18 protein-coding genes are annotated in these 23783 nt (G+C 65.5%); all 18 read left to right on the forward strand.

Annotated elements, in window-relative coordinates; genetic code table 11:
• Positions 1-29: 29 nt before the first annotated feature.
• The 18 genes from argJ (at position 30) to GT613_RS11440 (ending at position 23757) form a co-directional block, all read left to right on the forward strand.
• Complete coding sequence (argJ, locus tag GT613_RS11355; protein ID WP_009608719.1) at positions 30-1307, forward strand: bifunctional glutamate N-acetyltransferase/amino-acid acetyltransferase ArgJ; 1278 nt, start codon at positions 30-32, stop codon at positions 1305-1307.
• Positions 1304-2290, forward strand: a complete 987-nt coding sequence (argB, locus tag GT613_RS11360) for an acetylglutamate kinase (protein ID WP_009305043.1) — start codon at positions 1304-1306, stop codon at positions 2288-2290. Before argJ ends, argB begins: the two co-directional genes overlap by 4 nt.
• 21 nt (positions 2291-2311) lie before the next feature.
• Entirely contained in the window at positions 2312-3583 is a 1272-nt protein-coding gene (locus GT613_RS11365) for an aminotransferase class III-fold pyridoxal phosphate-dependent enzyme (RefSeq protein WP_009608736.1), read from the forward strand.
• 361 nt (positions 3584-3944) lie between these two features.
• Complete coding sequence (locus GT613_RS11370; RefSeq protein WP_009305040.1) at positions 3945-4373, forward strand: arginine repressor; 429 nt, start codon at positions 3945-3947, stop codon at positions 4371-4373.
• A gap of 265 nt (positions 4374-4638) precedes the next feature.
• Positions 4639-6033 carry an argininosuccinate synthase gene (locus tag GT613_RS11375; RefSeq protein WP_009608767.1) on the forward strand — a complete coding sequence of 465 codons (1395 nt, stop codon included), beginning with the start codon at positions 4639-4641 and terminating at the stop codon, positions 6031-6033.
• A 10-nt stretch (positions 6034-6043) separates the two neighbouring features.
• Positions 6044-7438, forward strand: coding sequence for an argininosuccinate lyase (gene argH / locus GT613_RS11380; RefSeq protein ID WP_009608754.1), 1395 nt, complete (start codon positions 6044-6046; stop codon positions 7436-7438).
• A 281-nt stretch (positions 7439-7719) separates the two neighbouring features.
• Complete coding sequence (locus GT613_RS11385; protein ID WP_009608733.1) at positions 7720-9984, forward strand: transglycosylase domain-containing protein; 2265 nt, start codon at positions 7720-7722, stop codon at positions 9982-9984.
• A 111-nt stretch (positions 9985-10095) separates the two neighbouring features.
• On the forward strand, positions 10096-10602 hold the full coding sequence (locus tag GT613_RS11390) for a hypothetical protein (protein WP_035577226.1): 507 nt from the start codon (positions 10096-10098) through the stop codon (positions 10600-10602).
• Between the two features lie 225 nt (positions 10603-10827).
• Entirely contained in the window at positions 10828-11433 is a 606-nt protein-coding gene (locus tag GT613_RS11395; RefSeq protein WP_009305035.1) for a hypothetical protein, read from the forward strand.
• Between the two features lie 99 nt (positions 11434-11532).
• Positions 11533-12618 carry an isocitrate/isopropylmalate dehydrogenase family protein gene (locus GT613_RS11400; RefSeq protein WP_009608769.1) on the forward strand — a complete coding sequence of 362 codons (1086 nt, stop codon included), beginning with the start codon at positions 11533-11535 and terminating at the stop codon, positions 12616-12618.
• Positions 12619-12640: 22 nt separating this feature from the next.
• A complete protein-coding gene (gene acnA / locus GT613_RS11405; RefSeq protein ID WP_009608710.1) occupies positions 12641-15304 on the forward strand; it encodes an aconitate hydratase AcnA in 2664 nt (887 codons plus the stop codon).
• A gap of 96 nt (positions 15305-15400) precedes the next feature.
• A complete protein-coding gene (locus GT613_RS11410) occupies positions 15401-17326 on the forward strand; it encodes a Tat pathway signal sequence (protein ID WP_114548039.1) in 1926 nt (641 codons plus the stop codon).
• A gap of 248 nt (positions 17327-17574) precedes the next feature.
• Complete coding sequence (gene rplJ, locus GT613_RS11415) at positions 17575-18096, forward strand: 50S ribosomal protein L10 (RefSeq protein WP_009305031.1); 522 nt, start codon at positions 17575-17577, stop codon at positions 18094-18096.
• Between the two features lie 90 nt (positions 18097-18186).
• On the forward strand, positions 18187-18564 hold the full coding sequence (gene rplL, locus GT613_RS11420; protein ID WP_009305030.1) for a 50S ribosomal protein L7/L12: 378 nt from the start codon (positions 18187-18189) through the stop codon (positions 18562-18564).
• A 190-nt stretch (positions 18565-18754) separates the two neighbouring features.
• Complete coding sequence (locus GT613_RS11425; RefSeq protein ID WP_009608738.1) at positions 18755-19687, forward strand: DUF4013 domain-containing protein; 933 nt, start codon at positions 18755-18757, stop codon at positions 19685-19687.
• Positions 19688-19793: 106 nt separating this feature from the next.
• A complete protein-coding gene (locus GT613_RS11430; protein ID WP_009305028.1) occupies positions 19794-21854 on the forward strand; it encodes a YgiQ family radical SAM protein in 2061 nt (686 codons plus the stop codon).
• 105 nt (positions 21855-21959) lie between these two features.
• Positions 21960-23366 carry a uracil-xanthine permease family protein gene (locus GT613_RS11435; protein WP_009305027.1) on the forward strand — a complete coding sequence of 469 codons (1407 nt, stop codon included), beginning with the start codon at positions 21960-21962 and terminating at the stop codon, positions 23364-23366.
• Between the two features lie 16 nt (positions 23367-23382).
• Positions 23383-23757 (forward strand): VOC family protein, encoded by a 375-nt coding sequence (locus tag GT613_RS11440; protein ID WP_009305026.1) that lies wholly within the window; start codon positions 23383-23385, stop codon positions 23755-23757.
• The last annotated feature ends 26 nt before the right edge of the window (positions 23758-23783 follow it).

Below are 23783 nucleotides of genomic sequence, written 5' to 3' on the forward strand. Positions count from 1 at the left end.
CGCACCAGTCGCAACAGAAAGAAGCCGCTATGACCGACCAACCGATCGCTGCAACGCATCCCGCCCAAGGCGGCGTGACGGCGGCGCGCGGGTTCCGCGCGTCCGGCGTGCACGCGGGTTTCCGTAAGGATCCCGAGCGCCTCGACCTCGCGCTCGTGGTCGCCGACGAACCCTGCGCGTGCGCGGCCGTGTTCACCAAGAACGTGTTCTGCTCGGCGCCGGTCATCGTATCGCGCGCGCAGCTGGGCGCCGACCAGCCGGGCGAGCCCGCCTACGGCACGGCGCGCGCCGTGGTGGTGAACTCGGGCAATGCGAACGCGGCAACGGGCGAGCCCGGCTTGGAGGCCGCGCGCGAGACGGCGCGCATCGCGGGCGATGCCGTGGGCTGCCCCGCATCCGAGGTGCTGGTGGCGTCCACGGGCGTCATCGGCGTGCAGCTGCCCCTGGCGCCGTTCGGGATCGGCCTGCCTGCGGCGGCGTCGCTGCTGTCTGCCGGCGGTGGCGCGGATGCGGCGCGCGCCATCATGACCACCGACACGCGTCCGAAGGAGGCCGCCGTCACGTTCTCGGGCGACGGCATCGGCTACGACGGCTGCACGTTCACGGTGGGCGGCATGTCGAAGGGCTCGGGCATGATCATGCCGAACATGGCCACGATGATCGCCGTCCTCACCACCGACGCGCCGGTGTCCGCGCCCGCCTTGCACAGGGCGCTCGTGCACGCCGTGAATCGCAGCTTCAACAAGGTGACGGTGGATTCCGACACGTCGACGAACGATTCCTGCTTCCTCTTCGCCAGCGGCGCCGCAGCACCTGCGGGCGCAAGCGCGTTCGATCCGGACGGCCCGGCCTTCGCCCGCTTCCAGGCGGCGCTCGTCGAGGTGTGCGAGACGCTGGCCCGCATGATGGCGGCTGACGGGGAAGGGGCCACGCGCCTGGTCACCGTGCATGTGACCGGTGCTGCCAACGACACCGACGCCGACCTGGCCGCGCGCGCCGTGGCGAACTCGCCGCTCGTGAAGACGGCCGTCTGCGGCCGCGACGCGAACTGGGGCCGCATCGCGGCGGCCATCGGCAAGTCGGGCGCGGTCTTCCGCCAGGAGGATGCGTCCATCGACATCATGGGTCTGCCGGTGTGCCGCGGCGGGCTTGCGCAAGCGTTCGACGAGGACGAGGCGCTGCGCCGTTTCGAGCAGCCCGAGATCGTCATCGACGTCGACCTCGGCGCAGGCGAGGCGAGGACCACGGTTTGGACATGCGATTTCACACACGAGTACATCACGATCAACGGAGACTATCGCTCATGAAGTACGCGAAGGACACCCGCCCGAAGGGCGTAGCGAACAAAGCGGCGGAGGTGCTGGTCGAAGCGCTTCCCTGGATCAAGAACATCACCGGCAAGACCGTCGTCATCAAGTACGGCGGCTCGGCCATGGTGGACGAGCAGCTGCGCGCCGACGTGATGAACGACATCGTGCTGCTGAAGATCGTCGGCGTGAATCCCGTCATCGTGCATGGCGGCGGCAAGGCCATCACCGAGGCCATGGATTTCCTGCAGCTTCCCGTGGAGTTCAAGGACGGTCAGCGCGTCACCACGCCCGAGGCCATGGACCTCGTGCGCACCGTGCTAATGGGTAAGGTGAACCAGGAGCTGGTGGAGGCCCTCAACGAGCACGGCAACTTCGCCGTGGGCGTCAGCGGCGCCGACGCGGGCGTCATCGTGGCCGAGCAGGCCAGCCCGGAGCTGGGACGCGTGGGCCGCATCACGCGCATCAACAGCCCGCTTCTGGACGACCTCGTTGCCGGCGATTACATCCCCGTCGTGGCGTCGGTGGCGCTGGGCGAGGACGGCGGCTTCTACAACGTGAACGCCGACATGGTGGCGGGCCACATCGCGGCCGCTATCGGCGCGCACAAGGTGGTGTTCCTCACCGATGTGGACGGCCTGTACGAGAACTTCGAGAACAAGGACTCGCTCATCTCGAACCTCACGCTGTTCGAGGCGCAGTACATGGTGGAGAACAACATCGTGTCCACCGGCATGATCCCGAAGCTGAAGTCGTGCATCCACGCGCTGGATTCGGGCGTGTTCCGCGCGCACATCATCAACGGCATCACCCCGCACTCGCTGCTGCTGGAGCTTCTGACCAGCACCGGCGTGGGCACCACGATGCACTCCACGGAGGAGTCGTGCACGTTCGACACCCATCCTTTGGGCAACTTCGCCTCCAAGTTGCTGGAGAATCGCCAGCATGCTGCCAGCGCGACGCCGAACAACAAGATCTTCTAAGCGAGCGAAAGAAGGACGACCATGGGTTTCATCGAGGAACAGCAGCTTGAATCCGCATACGTGATGGGCACGTACGCCCGCAAGCCGGTGGAGCTCGTGCGCGGGCGCGGCATGCAGGTGGAGGATTCGGAAGGCCGCACGTACCTCGACTTCGTGTCGGGCGTGGGCGCCGTGAGCCTGGGCCACTGCCATCCGGCGCTCGTGTCGGCTATCGAGGAGCAGGCGAGCACGCTCGTCCATGTGAGCAACTACTACTACATCGAGCATCGCGGCGAGGTGGCGCACCTCGTATCCGACTTGCTGAACGAGTGCGTCGACGAGGCCGAGCGCGAGCCGTGGCAGAGCTTCTTCGCGAACTCGGGCGCCGAGGCGAACGAATGCGCCTTCAAGCTGGCGCGACTGCACGCCAAGAAGCGCGCGATGGCTGCGGCCGAGGCCGCCGGCGCCGACGAGGACGGCGTGCGCGCCGCCGCAGCCGCCGCGCCGCGCCTCATCGTCACGCTCGACGCCAGCTTCCACGGGCGCACGCTGGCCACGCTGGCCGCTACGGCACAGCCCGCCAAGCAGGAGGCGTTCCAGCCCCTGCCCGACGGCTTCGTCCGCACGCCCATCAACGATATCAAGGCGCTCGAGTCGCTGTTCGCCTCGCAGGGCGACGGCATCTGCGCCGTCATGGTGGAATGCGTGCAGGGCGAGAGCGGCGTGCATCCGTGCGAGTCCGAGTTCCTGGCCGCGGTGCGTCGCCTTACCGCCGAGCGCGGCGCGCTGTTCATGTGCGACGAGATCCAATGCGGCATGTACCGCTGCGGCACGTATCCCTTCGGGTTCCAGCACTTCGGCGTCACGCCCGACGTGGTGACCATTGCCAAGGGCATCGCCTCGGGCTTCCCCATGGGCATGTGCGCTGCGCGCGCCCAGGTGGCGGCGTCGTTCGATCCAGGCGACCACGGCTCCACCTTCGGGGGCAGCTGCCTGGCCGTCGCGGCGGCCGAGGCCACCGTGCGGGCGCTGGCGGCCGAGGACGCCGCCGGCAACGCCGAGCGCACGGGCGCGTACCTGCGCGAGAAGCTGGCGGCGCTGCCGCAAGTGGAAGAGGTGCGCGGCCTGGGGCTCATGGTGGCCTGCGACCTCGCCGAGGGCGTGAGCGCCCCCGACGTGGTGCTGGCCGGCCTGGACGAGGGCCTCCTGCTCAACTTCACCGGCCCGCGCACGCTGCGCTTCCTGCCTCCGCTGGTGTGTTCGAAGGAGGACGTGGACGTGCTGGTGCAGAAGCTTGCGGCGCTGTTGTTCTGAAAGGGCGGCTGTCATCCTGAGCGAGGCGCCGTAGGCTGTCATCCTGGGCGAGGCGCGAAGCGCGGAGTCGAAGGATCCCGAGCGGCGACAGCAGGAAGTCTCACGGTTGGCACCTTGCGGGATCCTTCGACTTGCTCAGGATGACAGGGTCGCTGCGCTCGTTCAGGATAACGACTGCAAGGACGTTCGTCGAAAATCTTTCTGCACTTTTTGAAATTCTGGGGTCGGAACGCTCACGGATAGGGTACTATTTAATGCATATTTTCGTCGGGTCTTGCGCAATTCTGCATACCCCGCGAAGGTACTTGTGATCGGAACCGTATGTGATCGTTCTTGAACGGGAACAGAGAGTATCGAGGGCATGAGAAAACGTCAACAACGGCACGACATCATTCGCGACATCATTCGCGAACATAATGTCAAGACGCAGCGCGATCTCGCCAATCAGCTGCAGGCCGCTGGCTACGAATGCACTCAAGCCACGATCTCCCGCGACATCATGGACATGGGTCTGGTGAAGTCTCGTGAGGGCTATTACGTTCTCCCTGAGGAAATGCGGCTCCAGCGCATGGTATCCGAATTGGTTGAAGAGGTGCACGTGGCAGGCAACATGGTCGTAGTGAAGACGTTCTCCGGCGGAGCAGCCGGCGTCTCTGCTGCGCTCGACAAGGCCAGCCTGCGCGGAGCACTCGGCACGGTGGCCGGCGACAACACGATCATGATCGCGGCGGAGAGCCCTGAGGCTGCCGTCGAAGTCGAGCGCGCCATCGACCGACTGCGACGACGCTAGTCGTCGACTATATTTCTTGGCGGGGACGCTTTTCTCCCTGCACTCATCCCCACGCTTAGTACAAGCAACAGCGTCCGAGCCGCCCGGCTCTGATGCCTGTCACCACGAAAAGCCGTGGTGCGCACGACGACAGCCTTGCGCGGTGAGAACCGCGATGGGCGCGCGCATACCCCTACCGTCCGGCGAGCGCTGGGGGAGGCGCCTTCGCAGCCGCACCATGACCGGGCATCCCGACGACAACCGAACACGGGGGAAGGACCCTACCATGGCTCAGCAGCAGACTCAGCAAACCCAGCAGAAGGACAAAGCGGTACTGGCGTATTCCGGCGGACTGGATACGTCCGTGTGCATCAAGTGGCTCCAGGAGGAGAAGAACCTCGACGTTATCGCCGTGGTCGGCGACGTGGGACAGGAGCATGAGGGCCTTGAGAAGATCAAGCAGAAGGCGTTGAAAACCGGCGCCGTGGAATGCCTGGTCGTGGACATGCGCGACGTGTTCGCCCAGGACTTCCTGTCCAAGGCGCTGGCCGCCAACGCCCTGTACGAGAACAAGTACCCGCTCGTGTCCGCGCTGTCCCGGCCGCTGATCTCCAAGCACCTTGTGGACGCGGCGCACAAGTTCGGCGCGAAGTACATCGCGCACGGCTGCACGGGCAAAGGCAACGACCAGGTGCGCTTCGAGGCGAGCATCCTCATGCTTGATCCGGACATCGAGATTATCGCCCCGGTGCGCGAATGGGATCTGCACACCCGCTCCGAGGAGATGGAATGGGCTCAGGCGCACGGCATCGAGGTTCCCACCACGAAGAAGTCGCCGTACTCCATCGACGATAACCTGTGGGGCCGGGCCATCGAGTGCGGCGTCCTGGAGGATCCCTGGATGGAGCCGCCGACGGACATCTACACGATGACGGTCGATCCCACCGAAGCTCCCGACGAGCCGCAGTACGTGGAGCTCGAGTTCGCACGCGGTCTGCCGTACGCCATCGACGGGAGCCAGAAGAGCTTCCTCGGTATCATCTACGCGCTGAACGAGATCGCCGGCAAGCACGGCTACGGCCGCATCGACATGATCGAGAACCGGCTGGTGGGCGTGAAGAGCCGCGAGTGCTACGAGGTGCCGGGCGCGCTGTCGCTCATCCAGGCTCACAAGGCGCTGGAAGACCTGGTGCTGGAGCGCGAGGTGCTGCACTTCAAGCTGGGCATGGAGCAGGAGTGGGCGAAGTGCGTGTACAACGGCCAGTGGTTCTCGCCGCTCAAGGAAGCCGTCGACGCGTTCCTCGCCTCCACGCAGCGCTGTGTGGCCGGCACGGTGAAGCTCAAGTTCTACAAGGGCTCCTGCACCGTGGTGGGCCGCAAGAGCGCCTACTCCCTGTACGATTACGCGCTGGCCACCTACGACAAGGACGACTCGTTCGACCACGCGGCGGCCAAGGGCTTCATCCAGCTGCAAACGCTCTCTGCCAAGACGTGGGCCTCGAACCGTCGGCAGGAGGGCGCGCCGGCCGAGCTGTTCGACGCGCAGAAGAAGGTCGGACCGTTGACGAAGGGTGCGTACGAGGACGTGACGCCGGTGTGGAAGCAGGTGGCCGAGGCTGAGAACGCGGCGGTCGTCGAAGAAGCGGAAGCGGCCCTGCAGGGCGCTGCCGAGAAGGCTTAAGGGGGACGTCATGGCTTTGTGGTCGGGCAGATTCACCGAGAACGTGAGCGAGTTCACCCAACGCTTCGGCGCGTCGCTGCCGGTTGACAAGGCGCTGTACGCGCAGGACATAGCCGGGTCGCAGGCGCACGCGCGCATGCTGGCGTCGGCGGGCGTCATCGAGCCCGCCGATGCGGAGGCCATCGTCGAGGGGCTCGACCGCGTGAAGGCGCGCATCGAGGCGGGCGACTTCGCGTTCGACATCAACGACGAGGACATCCACATGTCGGTGGAGCGCGCGCTCATCGCCGACATCGGCGACGCCGGCGCGCGCCTGCACACCGGCCGCAGCCGCAACGACCAGGTGGCCACCGACACGCGCCTGTTCGCCAAGCAGCGCTGCGAGGACCTCATGGCGGCGAACGTGGCGCTGCGCCAGGCGCTCGTCCGGCAGGCCGAGGCGCACTTCGACGTCGTCCTGCCCGGCTACACCCATCTGCAGCACGCCCAGCCGGTGCTGTTCTCGCACCATATGCTGGCCTACGTGTGGATGCTCGCGCGCGACTTCGAGCGCCTGGCGGCCGCGCGCACGGCGGCCGACGCGAGCCCGCTGGGTTCGGCGGCGCTCGCGGGCACCACGTACCCGCTCGATCGGCAGATGGCGGCGGCCGAGCTGGGCTTCTCGCGGGTGATCCCGAACTCGCTGGACGCCGTGTCCGACCGCGACTTCCTGCTGGACCTGTCGTACGCGTGCAGCGTGTCGTGCATGCACCTGTCGCGGCTGTGCGAGGAGATCGTGCTGTGGTCCAGCTCGGAGTTCGGGTTCATCGAGCTGTCCGACGCGTTTTCCACGGGATCGTCCATCATGCCGCAGAAGAAGAACCCCGATTTCGCCGAACTTATCCGCGGCAAGACGGGCCGCGTGGTAGGCGACCTCGTGGCGCTGCTGGTCACCATGAAAGCGCTGCCGCTGGCTTACAACAAGGACTTGCAAGAGGACAAGGAAGGCGCCATCGACGCGGCCAAGACGCTGGAGGATTGCCTCGTGTGCGCGGCCGGCATGATCGAGACGATGCGCGTGGTGCCCGAGGCCATGACGGCGCAGGCGAAGAAGGGCTACCTGGCGGCCACCGACGTGGCCGACTACCTGGCTAAGAAGGGGATGCCGTTCAGGCGCGCCCACGAGGTGGTGGGGCACCTCGTGCTGGTATGCGAGCAGCGCGGCTGCGACTTGGACGACTTGACGCTGGCCGACTTCAAAGCCGAAAGCGACCTGTTCGAGGAGGACATCACGGCCTCGCTCGATCTGGAGAGCATCGTGGCGGCCCGCACCACCGAGGGCGGCACCGGGCACGCGGCCGTGCGCGCGCAGCTGGCGCTTGCGAAAGACGCCCTCGCGGCCGACGAGGCGGTGCTTGCGGGATAAGCGCAGCGCCTTTTGGCGCGGGGGCACCGCCTGAGGCCCGAGCGTCCTTCGCCGCGCCGATCGCACGCTGCGAGCGTCTCGAATCGGCGCGGCACGCGCGCAACGGACCGCAAGCGGGCTCCCGCGCCCGAGAAAAAAGCGCTGCACCCTGCTTGCATCAACCACGTTTTGAGCTCCCGACCGGGCGTTTTCCCGTGTGACCTTTTTCCAACGAACTTGTGTTGATTCATGGGGGCCTGTGCCCCGATGTTACAATGGGCGGAGTTTTTTGGAGGTGACACGTGGCTTCACGTTCTATAAAGAATAGGCCGGGGATCAAGAAAAAGCATCCTTCCATCGGCTTCCTTGCGGTGTTCACGGTCTTTTTGGCCGTGATCGTCGCCGGCTTCTCAGGCGTCTACGCCCTCGGTTCGTCGTGGATCGGCGACCTTGAGGACTACGACGTGTCCGATGCCGGCCAGCTCAACTCGTCGCTGCCGTCGATCATGCTGGCGTCGGACGGTACGGAGCTCGCCCGCTTCCAGGTCGAGTACCGCGACCCCGTCGAGCTCGACCAGATCAGCGAGTACGTGCGCGAGGGCTCCGTGGCTACCGAGGACGAGCGCTTCTACGAACACGGCGGTTTCGACCTCGCGGGCATCGCGCGCGCGGTGTACGTGAACCTCACCGGTTCCGGCAAGGAGGGCGCGTCCACCATCACGCAGCAGCTCGTGCGCAACACTATCCTGGCCGACGAGATGAACGATATCTCGTTCAAGCGCAAGGTGCGCGAGATGTATCTCTCCGTCAAGTTGGAGGAACAGTACTCCAAAGACGAAATCCTGCTCATGTACCTCAATACCATCAACTACGGTTCCGGCGCCTACGGCATCGAAGCCGCGTCGCAGCGCTACTTCTCGAAGCATGCAAGCGAGCTCACGCTGGCCGAGGCGGCCGCGCTCATCGGCATTCCGCAGTCGCCGACGTACAACAATCCCATCGACCATGAGGACAACTGCCTCGCGCGTCGCAACCTCGTGCTGGATCGCATGCTGACGAACGGCTACATCACCCAGGAAGAGCACGATGCCGCCCAGGCGGAGGGCATCGTGCTCAACACGACCGAGACCACGGTGGATGGCCTGGAGAAGTATCCTTACTTCAGCAGCTACGTGCGCGACCTGCTCATGGATCCCGACGGCGACTATCGTTATTCCGACGATGAGCTGTTCAAAGGCGGCCTGACCATCCAGACCACGCTGGACGTCGACTCCCAGGAGGCCGCCGAGGCCGCCATCAAGGAGAAGCGGGAGAGTCTCAATCCGGCGATCTACGGTGCGCTTGTGGCCATCGAGCCCGAAACGGGCTACATCAAGGCCATGGTGGGCGGCGAGGACGACGAGTGGGCTACTCAGAAGCTGAACCTGGCCACGGGCGAGCGCGGCGTTCCCAATCCGGGCCGTCCGTCCGGCTCCTCGTTCAAGGTGTTCACGCTCATCGCAGCGCTCGAAGCGGGCATCAGCCCGCAGACGATGGTGGACTGCTCGTCGCCGGCCACTATTCCCAATACCGAGTACGGCTCCACCATCCCTCCGCTGGAGAACATCAACAACTACAACTACGGCACCCGTTCCATTCAGCGCGCGTTCGCCGTGTCGTCCAACACGGGCTTCGTTCGCCTTGAGATGGCCGTGGGCATCGACAAGGTGATCAAGGTCGCCAAGGACATGGGCATCACCTCCGCGCTCAGCGCGAACCCGTCGCTCACGCTGGGCCAGTCGAACGTCACGATGCTCGACATGGCCAGCGCCTACGCTGTCATTGCGAACGGCGGCGTGCGCATTGATCCAACGCCCGTCCTCACCATCACCAACTCGAAGGGCGAGGTGATCGTCGACAACACCACGCCCGACACCTCGCTTTCGAAGACGCATCGCGAACAGGTCATATCGCCTGAAGTCGCCCACGCGGCCACCGAGGTCATGAAGAGCGTGGTGAACACCTCCGAGGGCACCGGACAGAAGGCCGCTCTGCCGAACGGCCAGGTGGTCGCGGCGAAGACGGGTACGAGCGAAAGCTACAAGGACATCACGTTCTGCGGCATCACGCCGCAGCTGGCCACCGCCATTTGGTTCGGCGATCCCAGCAACCAGGTGACCATCCCTACCAGCACGGGTGCGGACGACGTCTTCAGCCGCTTCATGAGCGCGGTGCTCGACGGCCAGCCGACCGAGCAGTTCCCGCAGGCGGCCGATCCCACGTACAAGAACTTCTCCGATCCGACCTACCATGTGGGAGGGTCCGCTAGCTCGTCGAACACCGACGACGAGAAGGATGACGAGAAGAAGAAGGACGCCGAGGACAAGGACGCCGACAAGGGCAAGGACGATCCTGCGCCGACGCCGACGCCGACGCCGACGCCTACTCCCACGCCGACGCCCACGCCCACGCCCGATCCGACTCCTACTCCAACCCCCGATCCGACGCCGAAGCCGGATCCCGATCCGACGCCCACTCCCACGCCGACGCCCGACCCCGGAGGCACGACGGACAAGCCGGCAAGCTAGGTTGCGGACCCGGAAACCGTTCCGATACGAACGCGTCGCATCCCCGGCGCGACGGCGGGCGAACCGCTACGATAGTTCAACGATGATTCGATGCAAGAGAGCAGGTACGACATGAAACATACGAGATTCGCCAAGGTGCTGGTCGCCATGTTCGCAGGCGTCTTGATGGTGGCGGCTCTGGGCGGATGCGCGCAGCAGGATACGGCGGCCGCGCAACAGCAATCCGAGAACCGTCAGTACATGACTCAGGTCAACCAAACTATGGACGACCTGAAGAGCCGTCTGGAGAGCTTTACCGATGCGGTATCGCGCGGCGACGTGGTGGGCATGCGCACGCAGGCCGACAACGCGTTCAAGGCTATCGACGACCTGAGCAACCTCAACGTCCCCGACGCCCTCAAGGATATCCAGAAGGAGTACGTCGACGGCACGGCCGATCTCAAGGACGCGCTGAACTCCTATATCGACCTGTATACGGAAATCGACAGCGCCACCGAGGAACAGCCCTTCGACTATTCCACGTACGATCAGCGCATCCAGGATATCAAGTCGAAGTACGACGAGGGCATCGGCAAGCTCCAGTCGGGCGACAACAAGGCCAGCGAGCTGCCGGAATAACCTCGACTGACACGCACACTGCTTTGAGCGGCGGCCCTTTCGGGCTGCCGCTTTCGCATTCGACCACGCTTGCGTCCGCTCAGTCGTATTGCCGGGTTTTCGGCTGCCGCCTATCGGTTTCGCTCATGTTAATTCTGCGCTTGCTGCGGGGGCGCTTGGTGGCCGAGGGTATAATGGAAAGGGAGAATACTATACATTTTCCCACATGAGGACGAGGAGCGAGCGGTGAGCGAAAAGACACAGGGAGCCAGGAACATCGCCGAAGAGGCATTCGGAAACGAACGCAAGTTCAAGCAGCTGGTGGGTGCGCTGTCGGGTCCGTCGAGGCGCGAGCGCCAGAACGCAGCAGCGGCGCTCTCCTTCTTTGCCAAGGATCATCCCGATTTGATGATCCCGTTCGGCGCTGCCGTCATCGACGCGCTGAATCGCCCCGAAGCCCAGACGCGCTGGGAGTGCCTCGATATCCTCACCACGATGGTCGACCACGATTCCCGCACGTGCGACAAAGCGGTTCCCGGAGCCGAAACCGCGTTGTTCGACGAGGAGAGCGGGCCGGTGCGTTTGGCAGCCATGCGGTTCCTCTGCAAGCTGGGCGCTACGACGGAGAACCGTTCTGAGCGTGTGTGGCCTCTCATCGACGAGGCTATCCAGTGCTACCATGGCGACCTGGAGTTCCAGGATATGCTGGTGTCGGTTATCGACTTCTCGGCGGGCAAGCTGGCACCTTCCGTAAAGAAAGAGCTGGGCGCGCGCATGGCCTTCGACGCCTCCAACGGCAAAGGGCCGCTCAAGCGCCGTGCGCAGCAAATCATCGACAACGTGCAGAACTAGCGCACGGCATTCCGACGAGCCTTCCGGGCTCGTTTCGTCGCGTCGGCCCAGAAGGCGGCGCAAAGGGGCATCGTTCGAACAATTGCAGAAGGAGAGAACATGGCATCGCATACCGTGGCCCTCGTACCCGGTGACGGCATCGGCCCGGAGACGTCGGCCGCCATGCAACGGGTGGTGGAGGCCAGCGGCGCCGATATCGTTTGGGATGTGGCCGAGGCGGGGGCGCATCTCGTGGAGGAGCACGGCACGCCGCTGCCTGCTTCTACCATCGAAGCGGTCAAGCGGAACAAGGTGGCCATCAAGGGACCCGTCGCCACGCCGGTGGGCACGGGATTCCGCAGCGTGAACGTGGCGTTGCGCCGGGAACTCGGTCTGTACGCGTGCCTGCGCCCCGTCCTGTCCATTCCGGGGGCGGGCGGCCGCTACGACGGCGTGGATATCGTCATCGTGCGCGAGAACTCCGAAGACCTGTACGCGGGCATCGAGTTTGAAGAGGGCTCCGAGGGCGCCCGCAAGCTGATCGCGCTGTGCGAGGAAGAGGGCGCGGGCGCTATCCGTCCCGATTCCGGCATCTCCGTCAAGCCGATCTCGAAGGCGGCGTCCGAACGGATCGTGCGTTTCGCGTTCGACTACGCGCGCAGGCACGGACGCCGCAAGGTGACCGCCGTGCACAAGGCGAACATCATGAAGCATACCGACGGCTTGTTTTTGCGCGCGGCGCGCGAGGTTGCCGCAGAGCGCGCCGAAGATGCGGCGTTCGAAGAGCGCATCGTCGACGCGTTCTGCATGAACATGGTTATGGATCCTGCGCTGTTCGACGTGGTCGTGTTCCCGAACCTCTACGGAGATATCGCCAGCGACCTGGCCGCAGGTCTCGTGGGAGGCCTCGGCATCGCGCCGGGCGCGAACATCGGCGACGAGTACGCCGTGTTCGAAGCGGTGCACGGCTCGGCGCCCGACATCGCGGGGCAAGACAAGGCCAACCCCACCGCCCAGATACTGTCGGCGGCCATGATGCTCGACCATCTGGGCGAAGCGGAGGCGGCCGAGCGCATCCGCCGCGCGGTGCGCGCCGTGTACGCGGAGGGCGCGCACCTGACCGCCGACATTCGCAAGGCCACCGGCTCGTCCAAGCCGGCGGCAAGCTGCACGGAATTCACCGATGCCCTGATCGCGGCATTCTAAAACGTTGGAGTAAGGAGAACCTATGAGCCAAGAGAACAGCCGATTCGCTTCGACGCTGAACGTGAACGGCACGACGTACGCCTACTATCCGGTCTCGGCCGTCGCCGGCTCGGAGCAGCTGCCGTACTCGCTGACGGTGCTGCTGGAGAACGTGCTGCGCAACGCCGAAACGCCGGAGGCGGCCGAGGAGCTGGCCGCGCGCATCGTGGAAGCGGGGCGCGCGGGCGTCGTGGGCAGCGAGATCGAGTTCTCGCCGGCGCGCGTGCTGTTCCAGGATTTCACGGGCGTGCCCGTGTTCGTGGACTTCGCCGTGATGCGCGAGGCCTGCGCTCAGCTGGGCGGCGACCCGACGAAGATCAACCCGCAGATTCCCTGCGACCTCGTGATCGACCATTCGGTCATCGCCGACGTCGCCGGCTGCGCGGGCGCGCTCGCGCAGAACATGGAGCTGGAGTTCTCGCGCAACAAGGAGCGCTACGACTTCTTGAAGTGGTCGCAGGAATCGTTCGAGAACGTGCGCATCGTGCCCCCCGGAGCGGGCATCTGCCACCAGCTGAACATCGAGCAGTTCGCCCACGTGACCATGACCGCCGACGGCGCGCCCGGCGAGCCGCCGACGGCGTACTTCGACACGCTGGTGGGCACCGACAGCCACACGCCCACGGCCAACGGCATCGGCGTGCTGGGCTGGGGCGTGGGCGGCATCGAGGCCGAAGCGGCCGCGCTCGGCCAGCCCATCACCACGCTCGTGCCGAAGGTGGTGGGCGTGCGCCTGACGGGCGAGCTGGGCGAGGGCGTGGCAGCCATGGACGTGGCGCTGTCGTTCGCGCAGATGCTGCGCGCGAAGGGCGTGGTGGGCTGCTTCGTGGAGTGCTTCGGCCCGGGCCTCGACGCGCTCAGCGCCACGCAGCGCACGTGCATCTCCAACATGACGCCCGAGTACGGCAGCACCTGCACGCTGTTCCCGGTGGACGAGCAGACGCTGACGTACCTGCGTCTGACCGGCCGCAGCGAGCAGCAGGTGGCGCTCGTGGAAGCCTACGCCAAGGCGCAGGGCTTCTGGAACGACGCGGACGCGCCCGCGCGCACCTACGCCGAGGTGATCGAGTTCGACCTGGGCTCCGTGGAGCGCTCGCTGGCCGGCCCGTCGCGCCCGCACGACCGCATCCCGCTGGCCGAGGCGCAGGAGCGCTTCCGCGCCGTGTGCGACGAGCGCGGCCTCGACCTGTCCAAGCACGTGGCGGTCGATCTCGACGGCGAAGCGTGCGAGCTGACCCACGGCGCGCTGGCCATCGCGGCGGTGACCAGCTGCACGACGGCTACCGACCCCTCGATGATGCTGGCCGCGGGCCTCGTTGCGAAGAAGGCTGCCGACGCCGGCCTCAAGCCCCAGCCTTGGGTGAAGTGCGTGCTGGCTCCGGGCAGCAAGGCCACCGAGCTTCTGCTGGAGCGCGCCGGGCTGCTGGACGGGCTGCGGGCGCTGGGCTTCTACACGTGCGGCTTCGGCTGCATGAGCTGCATCGGCAACTCGGGTCCCATCCTGGACGAGCTGCACGAGGTGGCCGAGGACATCGAGCTGGCCAGCGTGCTGTCGGGCAACCGCAACTTCGAGGGTCGCATCTCGCCCGACGTGTCGCAGAACTACCTGGCGGCTCCCGCCGCGGTCATCGCCTACGCGCTGGCGGGCACCATGGACGCGGACCTCGAGCACGACGCGCTGGGAACGCGTCCCGACGGCACCCCGGTGCTCTTGGCCGACATCTGGCCCAGCGACGAGGAGATCGCCGCGCTGGTGGCCCAGCATGTGGACTGCTCCCTGTACGAGGAGGGCACGCGCGGCCTGTACGACGGCGATGCGGCCTGGGCCGCGCTGGGCAGCGAACCCAGCGACACGTTCAGCTGGGACGACGCGTCCACCTACGTGCGCCGCGCCCCGTACTTCGACGGCATGGAGCGCGAGCCCTCCGCGCCGAAGCCCGTTGAGGCCGCTCGCGCGCTGGCGCTGCTGGGCGACTTCATCACCACCGACCACATCTCGCCGGCGGGTTCCATTGCCGCCGACTCGCCCGCGGCCCGCTACCTGGAGGAGCGCGGCGTGGCTCCGGCCGACTTCAACACCTACGGCGCGCGCCGCGGCAACCACGAGGTGATGATGCGCGGCACCTTCGCCAACGTGAAGCTGCAGAACAAGCTGGCCGAGGGGAAGAAGGGCGGCTGGACGCGCGACTTCGCCACCGGCGAGGTGCGCCCGCTGTTCGACGCGGCCATGGACTACGAGGCTGCGGAAACGCCGCTCGTGGTGGTGGCCGGCAAGATGTACGGCAGCGGCTCGTCGCGCGACTGGGCGGCGAAGGGCCCGGCGCTTCTGGGCATCCGCGCCGCGTTCGCCGAGAGCTTCGAGCGTATCCATCGGTCGAACCTCATCGGCATGGGCATCCTGCCGCTGCAGTTCCAAGAGGGCGAGAGCGCCGAGAGCCTGGGACTGGACGGTTCGGAGCTGTACACGGTGGCGCCCATCGACTTCTCGCAGGGGCTGCCCGAGCCGCGCGTGGTGGACGTGACCGCCGAGCGCGCGGACGGCCAGACGACGACGTTCCGGGCGACCGTCCGCGTGGACACGCCCACCGAGGGCCGCTACTACCAGCACGGCGGCATCCTGCCGTTCGTGCTGCGCAGCCTTTTGTAAAGAAGAGGTAACGTCGGCGCCCGATTGCGAAGAGCGGTCGGGCGCTTTGTCGTATACTGGATACTTTAACTATCGGTACGCTTGGGAAGGGATGCCGTGAAACAGACATCCGGATTCGATGCGCTGATCGAAGCGCTCAAACAATCAGGGGTAAACGTGGACGGTCGGTTCGATGCCGACCATGAAGCGCCGTCGGGCGGGGCAGGACGCGCCGGAGGCGGGGGAGGCGGCGCTCAGCCGCCGCACGTGAACGTGGAGATCCCGTTCGCCGACCGCATGGCCTCGTGGGGCAAGCGCGCGCTCATCGTGGCCGCCATCGTCATCATCCTCGTGGGTCTCGCGGCCTACTGGTGGTTCCATCCGCCCATCAACATCCACTCGACCGACACGTGGATGTTCGTGGCCGTGTTCATCCTGCTGCCGTTGTTCCTGCTGTTCTGGAGCAAGTCGCACAGCTACAAGAACGGCACGGGCAAGGTCGAGCCGAACGAGGGCAAGGCGAAGGCCTTCAAGTGGGCGTCGTACCTGCCGGTGCTGGTGGCCGTCGTCGGCGTGCTGGGCGCCGTGGCGTCGCTGTCGATCTTCCCGGGCAACGCGGCGAAGTACGCCAACGTGTTGCAGACGGTGGAGGAGACGTTCGCCGACGACATCAAAGAGGTGAACTACTCGGAGATCCCCGTCATCGACCGCAGCTCGGCCATTTTGCTGGGCAACCGCGAGATGGGCTCCATCCCCGAGTACGTCAGCCAGTTCGAGATCTCGCCTTTGTACAGCCAGATCAACTATCAGAGCGCGCCGGTGCGCGTGAGTCCGCTGGGCTACGCCGACCTGTTTAAGTGGTTCACGAACCGCGAGGGCGGCATCCCGGCGTACGCCCTGGTGAACATGACCACGCAGGACGCCGAGATCGTCAAGCTGGGCGACAGCCCCATCTACTACTCGGAGTCCGAGCCGCTCGTGCGCAACATCGACCGTCACGTGCAGCTGAGCTATCCGTTCTACATGTTCGACCAGAAGTCGTTCGAGATCGACGACGACGGCCATCCGTGGTGGATATGCCCGGTGCAGACGCGCACCATCGGCCTGTTCGGCGGCACCACCATCAAGCGCGTGGTCATGGTGGACGCCACTACGGGCGAGACGCAGGACCTGGCTATCGAAGACGTGCCGCAATGGGTCGACCACGCCTATCCCACCGACCTGCTGCTTGAGCAGTACAACTGGTCGGGCAAGTACAAGGACGGCTGGCTGAACTCCGTGCTGGGCCAGCGCAACGTCGTGCAGACCACGCCGGGCACCGACGGCAACCTGGGGTACAACTACATCGCCAAGGACGACGACGTGTGGGTGTACACGGGCGTCACCTCGGCCACGGCGGACAACTCCATCGTGGGCTTCGTGCTGATCAACCAGCGCACGGCCGAGTCGCACTTCTACTCGGTGTCGGGCGCGACCGAGGACTCGGCGATGCAGTCGGCCGAGGGCCAGGTGCAGAACCTGCGCTACCGCGCCACGTTCCCGCTGTTGATCAACGTGTCCGGACAGCCGACGTACTTCATGGCGCTCAAGGACGACGCGGGACTGGTGAAGCAGTTCGCCATGCTGGACATCCAACGCTACCAGAACGTGGCCGTGGGCAACACGGTGGCCGAGTGCCAGAAAGCCTACCAGGCGCTGCTGGCCACGAACGGCGTGCTGGCCGATTCGAACGTGGGCACCGGCTCGCTTGAGGCGCAAGGCACGATCAGCCACATCGCGCAGGCGGTGGTGGAAGGCAACTCGCACTTCTACGTGACGCTCGAGGGCGACAAGGGCATCTACGACTTCGCGTTGCCCGGCCTCATCGAGATCGTCGGGTACAAGGAAGGCGACGCCATCGCGTTCAAGTACGTGGAAGCCGAGCCGACGAGCCCCGTCGAGGAGATCATCGGCAACACGAAGACGAACATCGGCGAGAAGGCGGCCGAGGAAACCACGAAGCAGGCCGAGGATACGGCCGACGCCAAGGGCGACGCGGCGTAAGGAAAACGCTTGACATTCGTTTTGGGCGGGGTACAATAAGCAAGTTGTTTAGTTCGTTCCGCTGCCCAAGACAGCTGGCACCGCAAGGTTTAATCGCAGAGATGCGGCCCGCCGAGGTGGTTCTGATAAGTTTCGCGCTTTGACGACCCCTGCTGTCACGAGACGGCGGGGGTCGTTTCTTGTTTTCAAGCGACGATTCCCACCCGCGAGGGGCGGAACCCGAGTTTGAAAAGAAGGAGGTGTACTACATGCCCAACGTGAAGAATCAAGAGACGCTGGTCAAGATCAAGGAAGATCTCGATGGCGTTTCCGCCATGTGGGTCGTGGACTACTGCGGTCTTACCGTGAAGGACATCCAGGCCCTGCGCACGGCTATTCGCGAATCCGGTGCGAGCCTGAAGGTGTACAAGAACACGCTCATGCACATCGCCCTGGAGGAGTCGAACCTGCCCACGCTCGACGACATGCTTGCCGGCCCGAGCGCGTTCGTGTTCGCCGGCAACGACGTCGCCGCGGCCGCCAAGGCCGTGAAGACGTTCGCCAAGGCCAACAAGAACCTTGAGATCAAGGGTGGCCTGATGGAAGGCGAGCAGGTGTCCGCCGCTCAGGTGGAGGCCATCGCGTCGCTGCCGTCCCGCGAAGAGCTGCTGGCCCAGATCGCCGGCGCCATTTCCGGTGTCGCCCGCGGCCTCGCTGTTGCCCTCAACGGCGTTCCCAGCGGTCTCGCTCAGGTCACGAAGGCCGTGGCCGATCAGAAGGAAGCTGCTTAAACGCAGTGCTGGCAGCGTGATGAACGCTGCCTAAACCGAACGTTACACATACCGGTCGGGGAGACCCGGCCACTTTGAAAGGAAACTAACATGGCTGTTACTCGCGAAGAGATCATCGAGGCCCTCAAGGAGATGTCCCTGCTCGAGGCGTCCGAACTGGTGAAGGACATCGAGGAGACGTTTGGCGTTTCCGCCGCCGCTCCCGTGGCCGTGGCCGCTGCCGCTCCGGCCGAGGGTGGCGCTGCCGCCGAGGAGAAGACCGACTTCGACGTCGTGCTCGAGGGCTTCGGCGACAACAAGATCGCCGTCATCAAGGTCGTCCGTGAGATCACGGGCCTGGGCCTGAAGGAAGCCAAGGAGGCCGTCGAGGGCGCTCCGAAGGCCATCCAGGAGGGTGTGAACAAGGAGAAGGCCGAGGAGATCAAGGCCAAGCTCGAGGAAGCCGGCGCGGCCGTCACCCTCAAGTAACTTCCGCTTCGTTGGTCTTACGACCGTCGAACATGCTTGTAGAAGAGACCCCCAGATCCTGGGGGTCTCTTAACGTCTGACGGCATTCGAGAGCGGGTTTCGTCTTACTGACGGAATGGCAACGAAACGGATTCTGGGGAATACGCGCGCTTATAGTGGTGGCAAACGCAAACGGAAAAGAAGGTCGCTAATGCAAACCGGTTACTTCAACGCTGCTTGGCAGGATATCAAGAACACGCCGGGGTGGTTCGGCAAGCTCATTCTGCTGTCGTTGCTCAGCTTCGTGCCCATCTTCGGCTGGCTGGTCGTGCTGGGTTACCTGTACGGATGGGCGCGCGACATCGCATGGGACGTGCACGGTCCCATGCCGAAGCGCATCTTCGGCAACGAGGACGGCAAGCTGTACAGCCGCGGCTTCTTCGCGATGGTCATCGGCTTCGTGTTCATGCTGGCTCCGTGGGTGCTGGAAGCGGTATGGGGCGGCGTCATGGGCCTGGGTACCGCATGGTCGGGCGGCAGGCACGGCGGCGTGTTTCTGTTCGTCGGACTGTCGACGATGGTATTCTCGCTGCTCATCATTGCGGCGGCGTTTTTCGCGACGCTGTTCTCATGGGTGGGTTCCATGCGCATGAGCATATACGGCCGCCTGGCCGCGGGGTTCCAGTTCGGTAAGATCTGGGCCATGATCCGTCACGATTTCGGCGGCTTGCTGCGCATTCTCGGCATGGCCCTCCTGCTGGCCATCGCCATCGGCATCGTCGCATCCGTCCTCATATTCGTTCTCGTGTTTATCGGACTGTTCGTCGGCTTCGCGATGACTGGCGGCAACCTGAACATCCAATCGGCGCATCCCGGTGCCGCCGTCTGGGCCATCGTGTTCGCCACGGGCGGCGTCGTTCTCGTGCTCGCAGTCCTGTGCGGTGTTCTGAGCGCGGGCATGTACGTGTTCGTTGAGATGATGATCGTGCGTGCGCTGGGGTACTGGACGCGTCAGTTCGACGTGCCGGCTTGGCGCGGCCAGGACGACCCCATGCCGTTCGAGCTGGCGGGAGCGGCGGGCTGCCCGCCTTCTCAGCAGCCGCCGCATGTGCCGCCCGCCGGTCAACCGCCCATGCAGGGCTGAATCCCTCTCGTTGTTGTGCGATTTTGGGCCGTCGAAGCGTTGTGCTTCGACGGCCCGTTCGTTTAAGGTAGACTCGAATCGCATACTAAACGGGAGGGTTGGTGCCATGAAAGCGGCGTTTCTGCCGGTAACGCGCGAGGAGATGCTCGAACGCGGCTGGGATCGGGTCGATTTCGTATACGTGTCGGGCGACGCCTACGTCGATCATCCTTCGTTCGGCATGGCCATCATCACGCGTCTGCTGGAGGCGAACGGCTACAAGGTGGGCGTCATCGCGCAGCCCGATTGGAACGATCCGGAAAGCGTCGCCGTGTTCGGCGAGCCGCGGTTGGCCTTCCTCGTATCGGCCGGCAACATGGACTCGATGGTGAACCACTACACGGTGGCGAAGAAGCGTCGACGCAGCGACGCGTACTCGCCGGGCGGTGAGGCGGGCCGGCGTCCGAACCACGCTGCCGTGGTGTACGGCAACCTGATCAGGCGCACGTTCAAGAAGACTCCGCTCATTCTGGGCGGCATCGAGGCCAGCCTGCGGCGGCTTTCGCACTACGACTACTGGTCGGACAAGCTGAAGCGCTCCATCCTGCTGGATTCGGGGGCCGACCTCGTGTCGTACGGCATGGGGGAGCATTCCATCATCGAGATCGCCGACGCGTTGAACGCGGGGCTGGCCATCGAGGACCTCACGTTCATCGACGGCACGGTGTACCGCGCCGCGTCGCTCGAGCACGTGTACGACGCGGTGACGTTGCCGTCGTTTCCCGCCATGCAGGATGACAAGCTGGAGTACGCGCGCAGCTTCGCCGTGCAGTACGAGAACAGCGATCCCTTCACTGGCAAGCGCCTCGTGGAGCCGTATTCCGACCACGAGTTCGTCGTGCAGAACCCTCCCGCCGCGCCGCTTACGCAAAGCGAGATGGACGCCGTGTACCGACTGCCGTACGCGCGCACGTACCACCCGATGTACGAGGCGGCCGGCGGCGTGCCCGCCATCAGCGAGGTGAAGTTCAGCCTGACCAGCAACCGCGGCTGCTTCGGGGAGTGCTCGTTCTGCGCGCTCACGTTCCACCAGGGTCGCATCGTGCAGACGCGCAGCCACGACTCGCTGGTGGACGAGGCGCGGGCCATCGTCGAGGAGCCCGACTTCAAGGGCTACATCCACGACGTGGGCGGCCCCACGGCGAACTTCCGCGCGCCCGCCTGCGCCAAGCAGCTGAAGGCGGGCGCGTGCCCGCACAAGCGCTGCCTGTACCCCGAGCCCTGCAAGCAGCTGAGGGCCGACCACTCCGACTACCTGGGTCTGCTGCGCCGGCTGCGCAAGCTGCCGGGCGTGAAGAAGGTGTTCGTGCGCTCGGGCATCCGGTTCGACTACGTGCTGGCCGATCGCGAGCACGGCGACGCGTTCTTGAACGAGCTGTGCGCCCACCACGTCAGCGGCCAGCTGAAGGTGGCGCCCGAGCACGTGTCGGATGCCGTGCTGTCGGTGATGGGCAAGCCGCGCAACCTGGTGTACCAGCGCTTCGCGCAGCGCTACGAGCAGGTCAACCGCCAGCTGGGCATGAAGCAGTTCCTGGTGCCGTACCTCATGTCGTCGCATCCGGGCTCCACGCTGGACGAGGCCGTCGAGCTGGCTGAGTACTGCCGCGATCTCGGCTACATGCCCGAGCAGGTGCAGGACTTCTATCCCACGCCCTCCACGATGTCCACGGCCATGTACTACACGGGCGTGGATCCGCGCACCATGCAGCCGGTGTACGTGCCGAAGAGCCCGCACGAGAAGGCGCTGCAGCGCGCGCTCATCCAATATCGCGATCCGAAGAACCGCGATCTGGTGCTGGAGGCGCTACGCCGCGCCGGGCGCATGGATCTGGTGGGTTATGGCCCGAAATGCCTGCTGAGACCCCAAGGCGAGGGCGGCGGCAAGGAGCGCAAGCCGGCGGCAAGCGGCAAGGGCGCCCGCACGAGAGCCGACGTGCGCGCGAAGGCGCAGTCGAAGCCGAACGACTCGGGCAAGGCGCCGTCGAAAGCGCGGCCGAGCGGGCCGGGAAAGGCTCGGCCGAAGCCGAAGCCTTCGACCGGAAAGACCTCCTCGCAAGGCGGAGGGCGGTCGGGCAAGTCGGCGGGGGAACGCCGTCCCGGGAAAAGTAAGGGGACTCGTCGGCATTGATGCCGCACGGCGGGCCGTGTTGTGGCAAAATACTACCGGTCGGTCCGCGTGCTCCAGGGGTCGGACGGGCCATCAGCCGAAGGCTCGACAGACAAGGGGTATCACGTGAGCGAGAGCAAATCGACGCCGACGATGGGGGCTCAAGACAGCCCGGAAGCGATCTACGACGCACGAAAGCTCGGCAAGCCGAAGATGGCGGTGTTCGGGCTGCAGCACATGTTCGCCATGTTCGGCGCCACCATCCTGGTGCCGACGCTGACCGGCCTGTCCGTTTCCGCGACGCTGTTGTTCGCGGGCCTGGGCACGCTGCTGTTCCATTTCGTCTCGAAGGGCAAAGTGCCCGCGTTCCTGGGCTCGTCGTTCGCGTTCATCGCGGGCTATGCGGCCATCGCGCCGAACGGCGAGGCCGATCTGCTGCCGTACGCCTGCCTGGGCGTGGCGTGCGCGGGCCTTCTGTACCTCGTGTTGTCGGCGCTGTTCAAAGTGTTCGGCGCCACGCGGGTCATGCGTTTCTTTCCGCCCGTGGTCACCGGGCCCATCGTCATCTCCATCGGGCTCATCCTGGCCAGCTCGGCCATCACGAACGCGTCCACGAACTGGCCCATCGCATTGGTGGCCATCGCCATCATCGTCATCGCCAACATCTGGGGCAAGGGCATGGTCAAGATCATTCCCATCCTCTTGGGCGTGATCGGAGCGTACCTCGTGGCTGCGGTCTCGGGACAGGTGGACTTTACGGGCGTGGCCGAGGCGGCGTGGATCGGCTTGCCGTTCGCCTGGGATCAGACGGTGTTTTCGATCGTCGGTGCGAACTTCGATGCAGGGCTGGCCATCACGGCCGTCATCACCATCATGCCGCTGGCGTTCGCCACGATGATCGAGCATATCGGCGACGTGTCGGCCATCAGCTCGACCTGCAACCGCAACTACATCGCCGAACCCGGCCTGCATCGCACGCTGCTGGGCGACGGCCTGGCCACCATCCTCGCGTCGCTGTTCGGCGCCCCTGCCAACACCACCTACGGCGAGAACACGGGTGTGCTGGCGCTGACCAGGGTGTTCGATCCGCGCGTCATCCGCATCGCGGCCTGCTTCGCCATCGCGTTCTCGTTCTGCCCGAAGTTCGCGGCCGTCATCGCGGCCATGCCGGCCTGCGTCATCGGCGGCGTGTCGCTCGTGCTGTACGGCATGATTTCGGCCGTGGGCATCCGCAACCTCGTGGAGAACCACGTCGACTTCATGAAGAGCCGCAACGTGCTGATCACCGCGCTGATCCTGGTGCTGTCGCTGGGCATCGCCTATAGCGCTGCCGGGGCCATCGTGGTGCCGGTGGGCGGCATCGTCATCTCTCTGTCGGGTCTGGCGGTGGGCTCGGTGGTGGGCATCGTGCTGAACATGATCCTGCCCGGCCACGAGGACGTTGCCGGCATGGAGGCTGCGGAAGACGAGGAGATGGACGGCCCGTTGCCGTTGGAGGGCAATCTCGAAGAGCTGAGCACGCAGAACGGCTAGAGAAAAGGAGCATGCTATGATCGACCACGTGAGCATCAAGGTGAAGGACGTCGAGCAGGCGAAGGCGTTTTACGAGGCCGCGCTCGCCCCGCTGGGGTATGCGCGCGGCATCGAGTATCCCGGCGGCATGCAGCTTCTGGTGGAGGGCGAGCCGGGCGACGTGTGGGTGGCGCCGCTGCCCGAGGGCGCCGAGGCCGTCCCGACGCATGTCGCGCTGCGCGCCGCCGATGCCGCTGCCGTGGATGCGTTCTACGAGGCGGCGCTGGCCGCCGGCGGCACGGACAACGGGGCGCCCGGCCCGCGCGATTACCATCCGGGCTACTACGCGGCGTTCGTGCACGACCCCGAAGGCAACAACATCGAGGCCGTCATTCACGACTGGGCCGAGTAGTCGCTGTCGGCGCCGCGCCGTGTCGC

Origin of the sequence: Eggerthella sp. BIOML-A4 (assembly GCF_009875575.1) — a bacterium.
Classification (GTDB): domain Bacteria; phylum Actinomycetota; class Coriobacteriia; order Coriobacteriales; family Eggerthellaceae; genus Eggerthella; species Eggerthella lenta.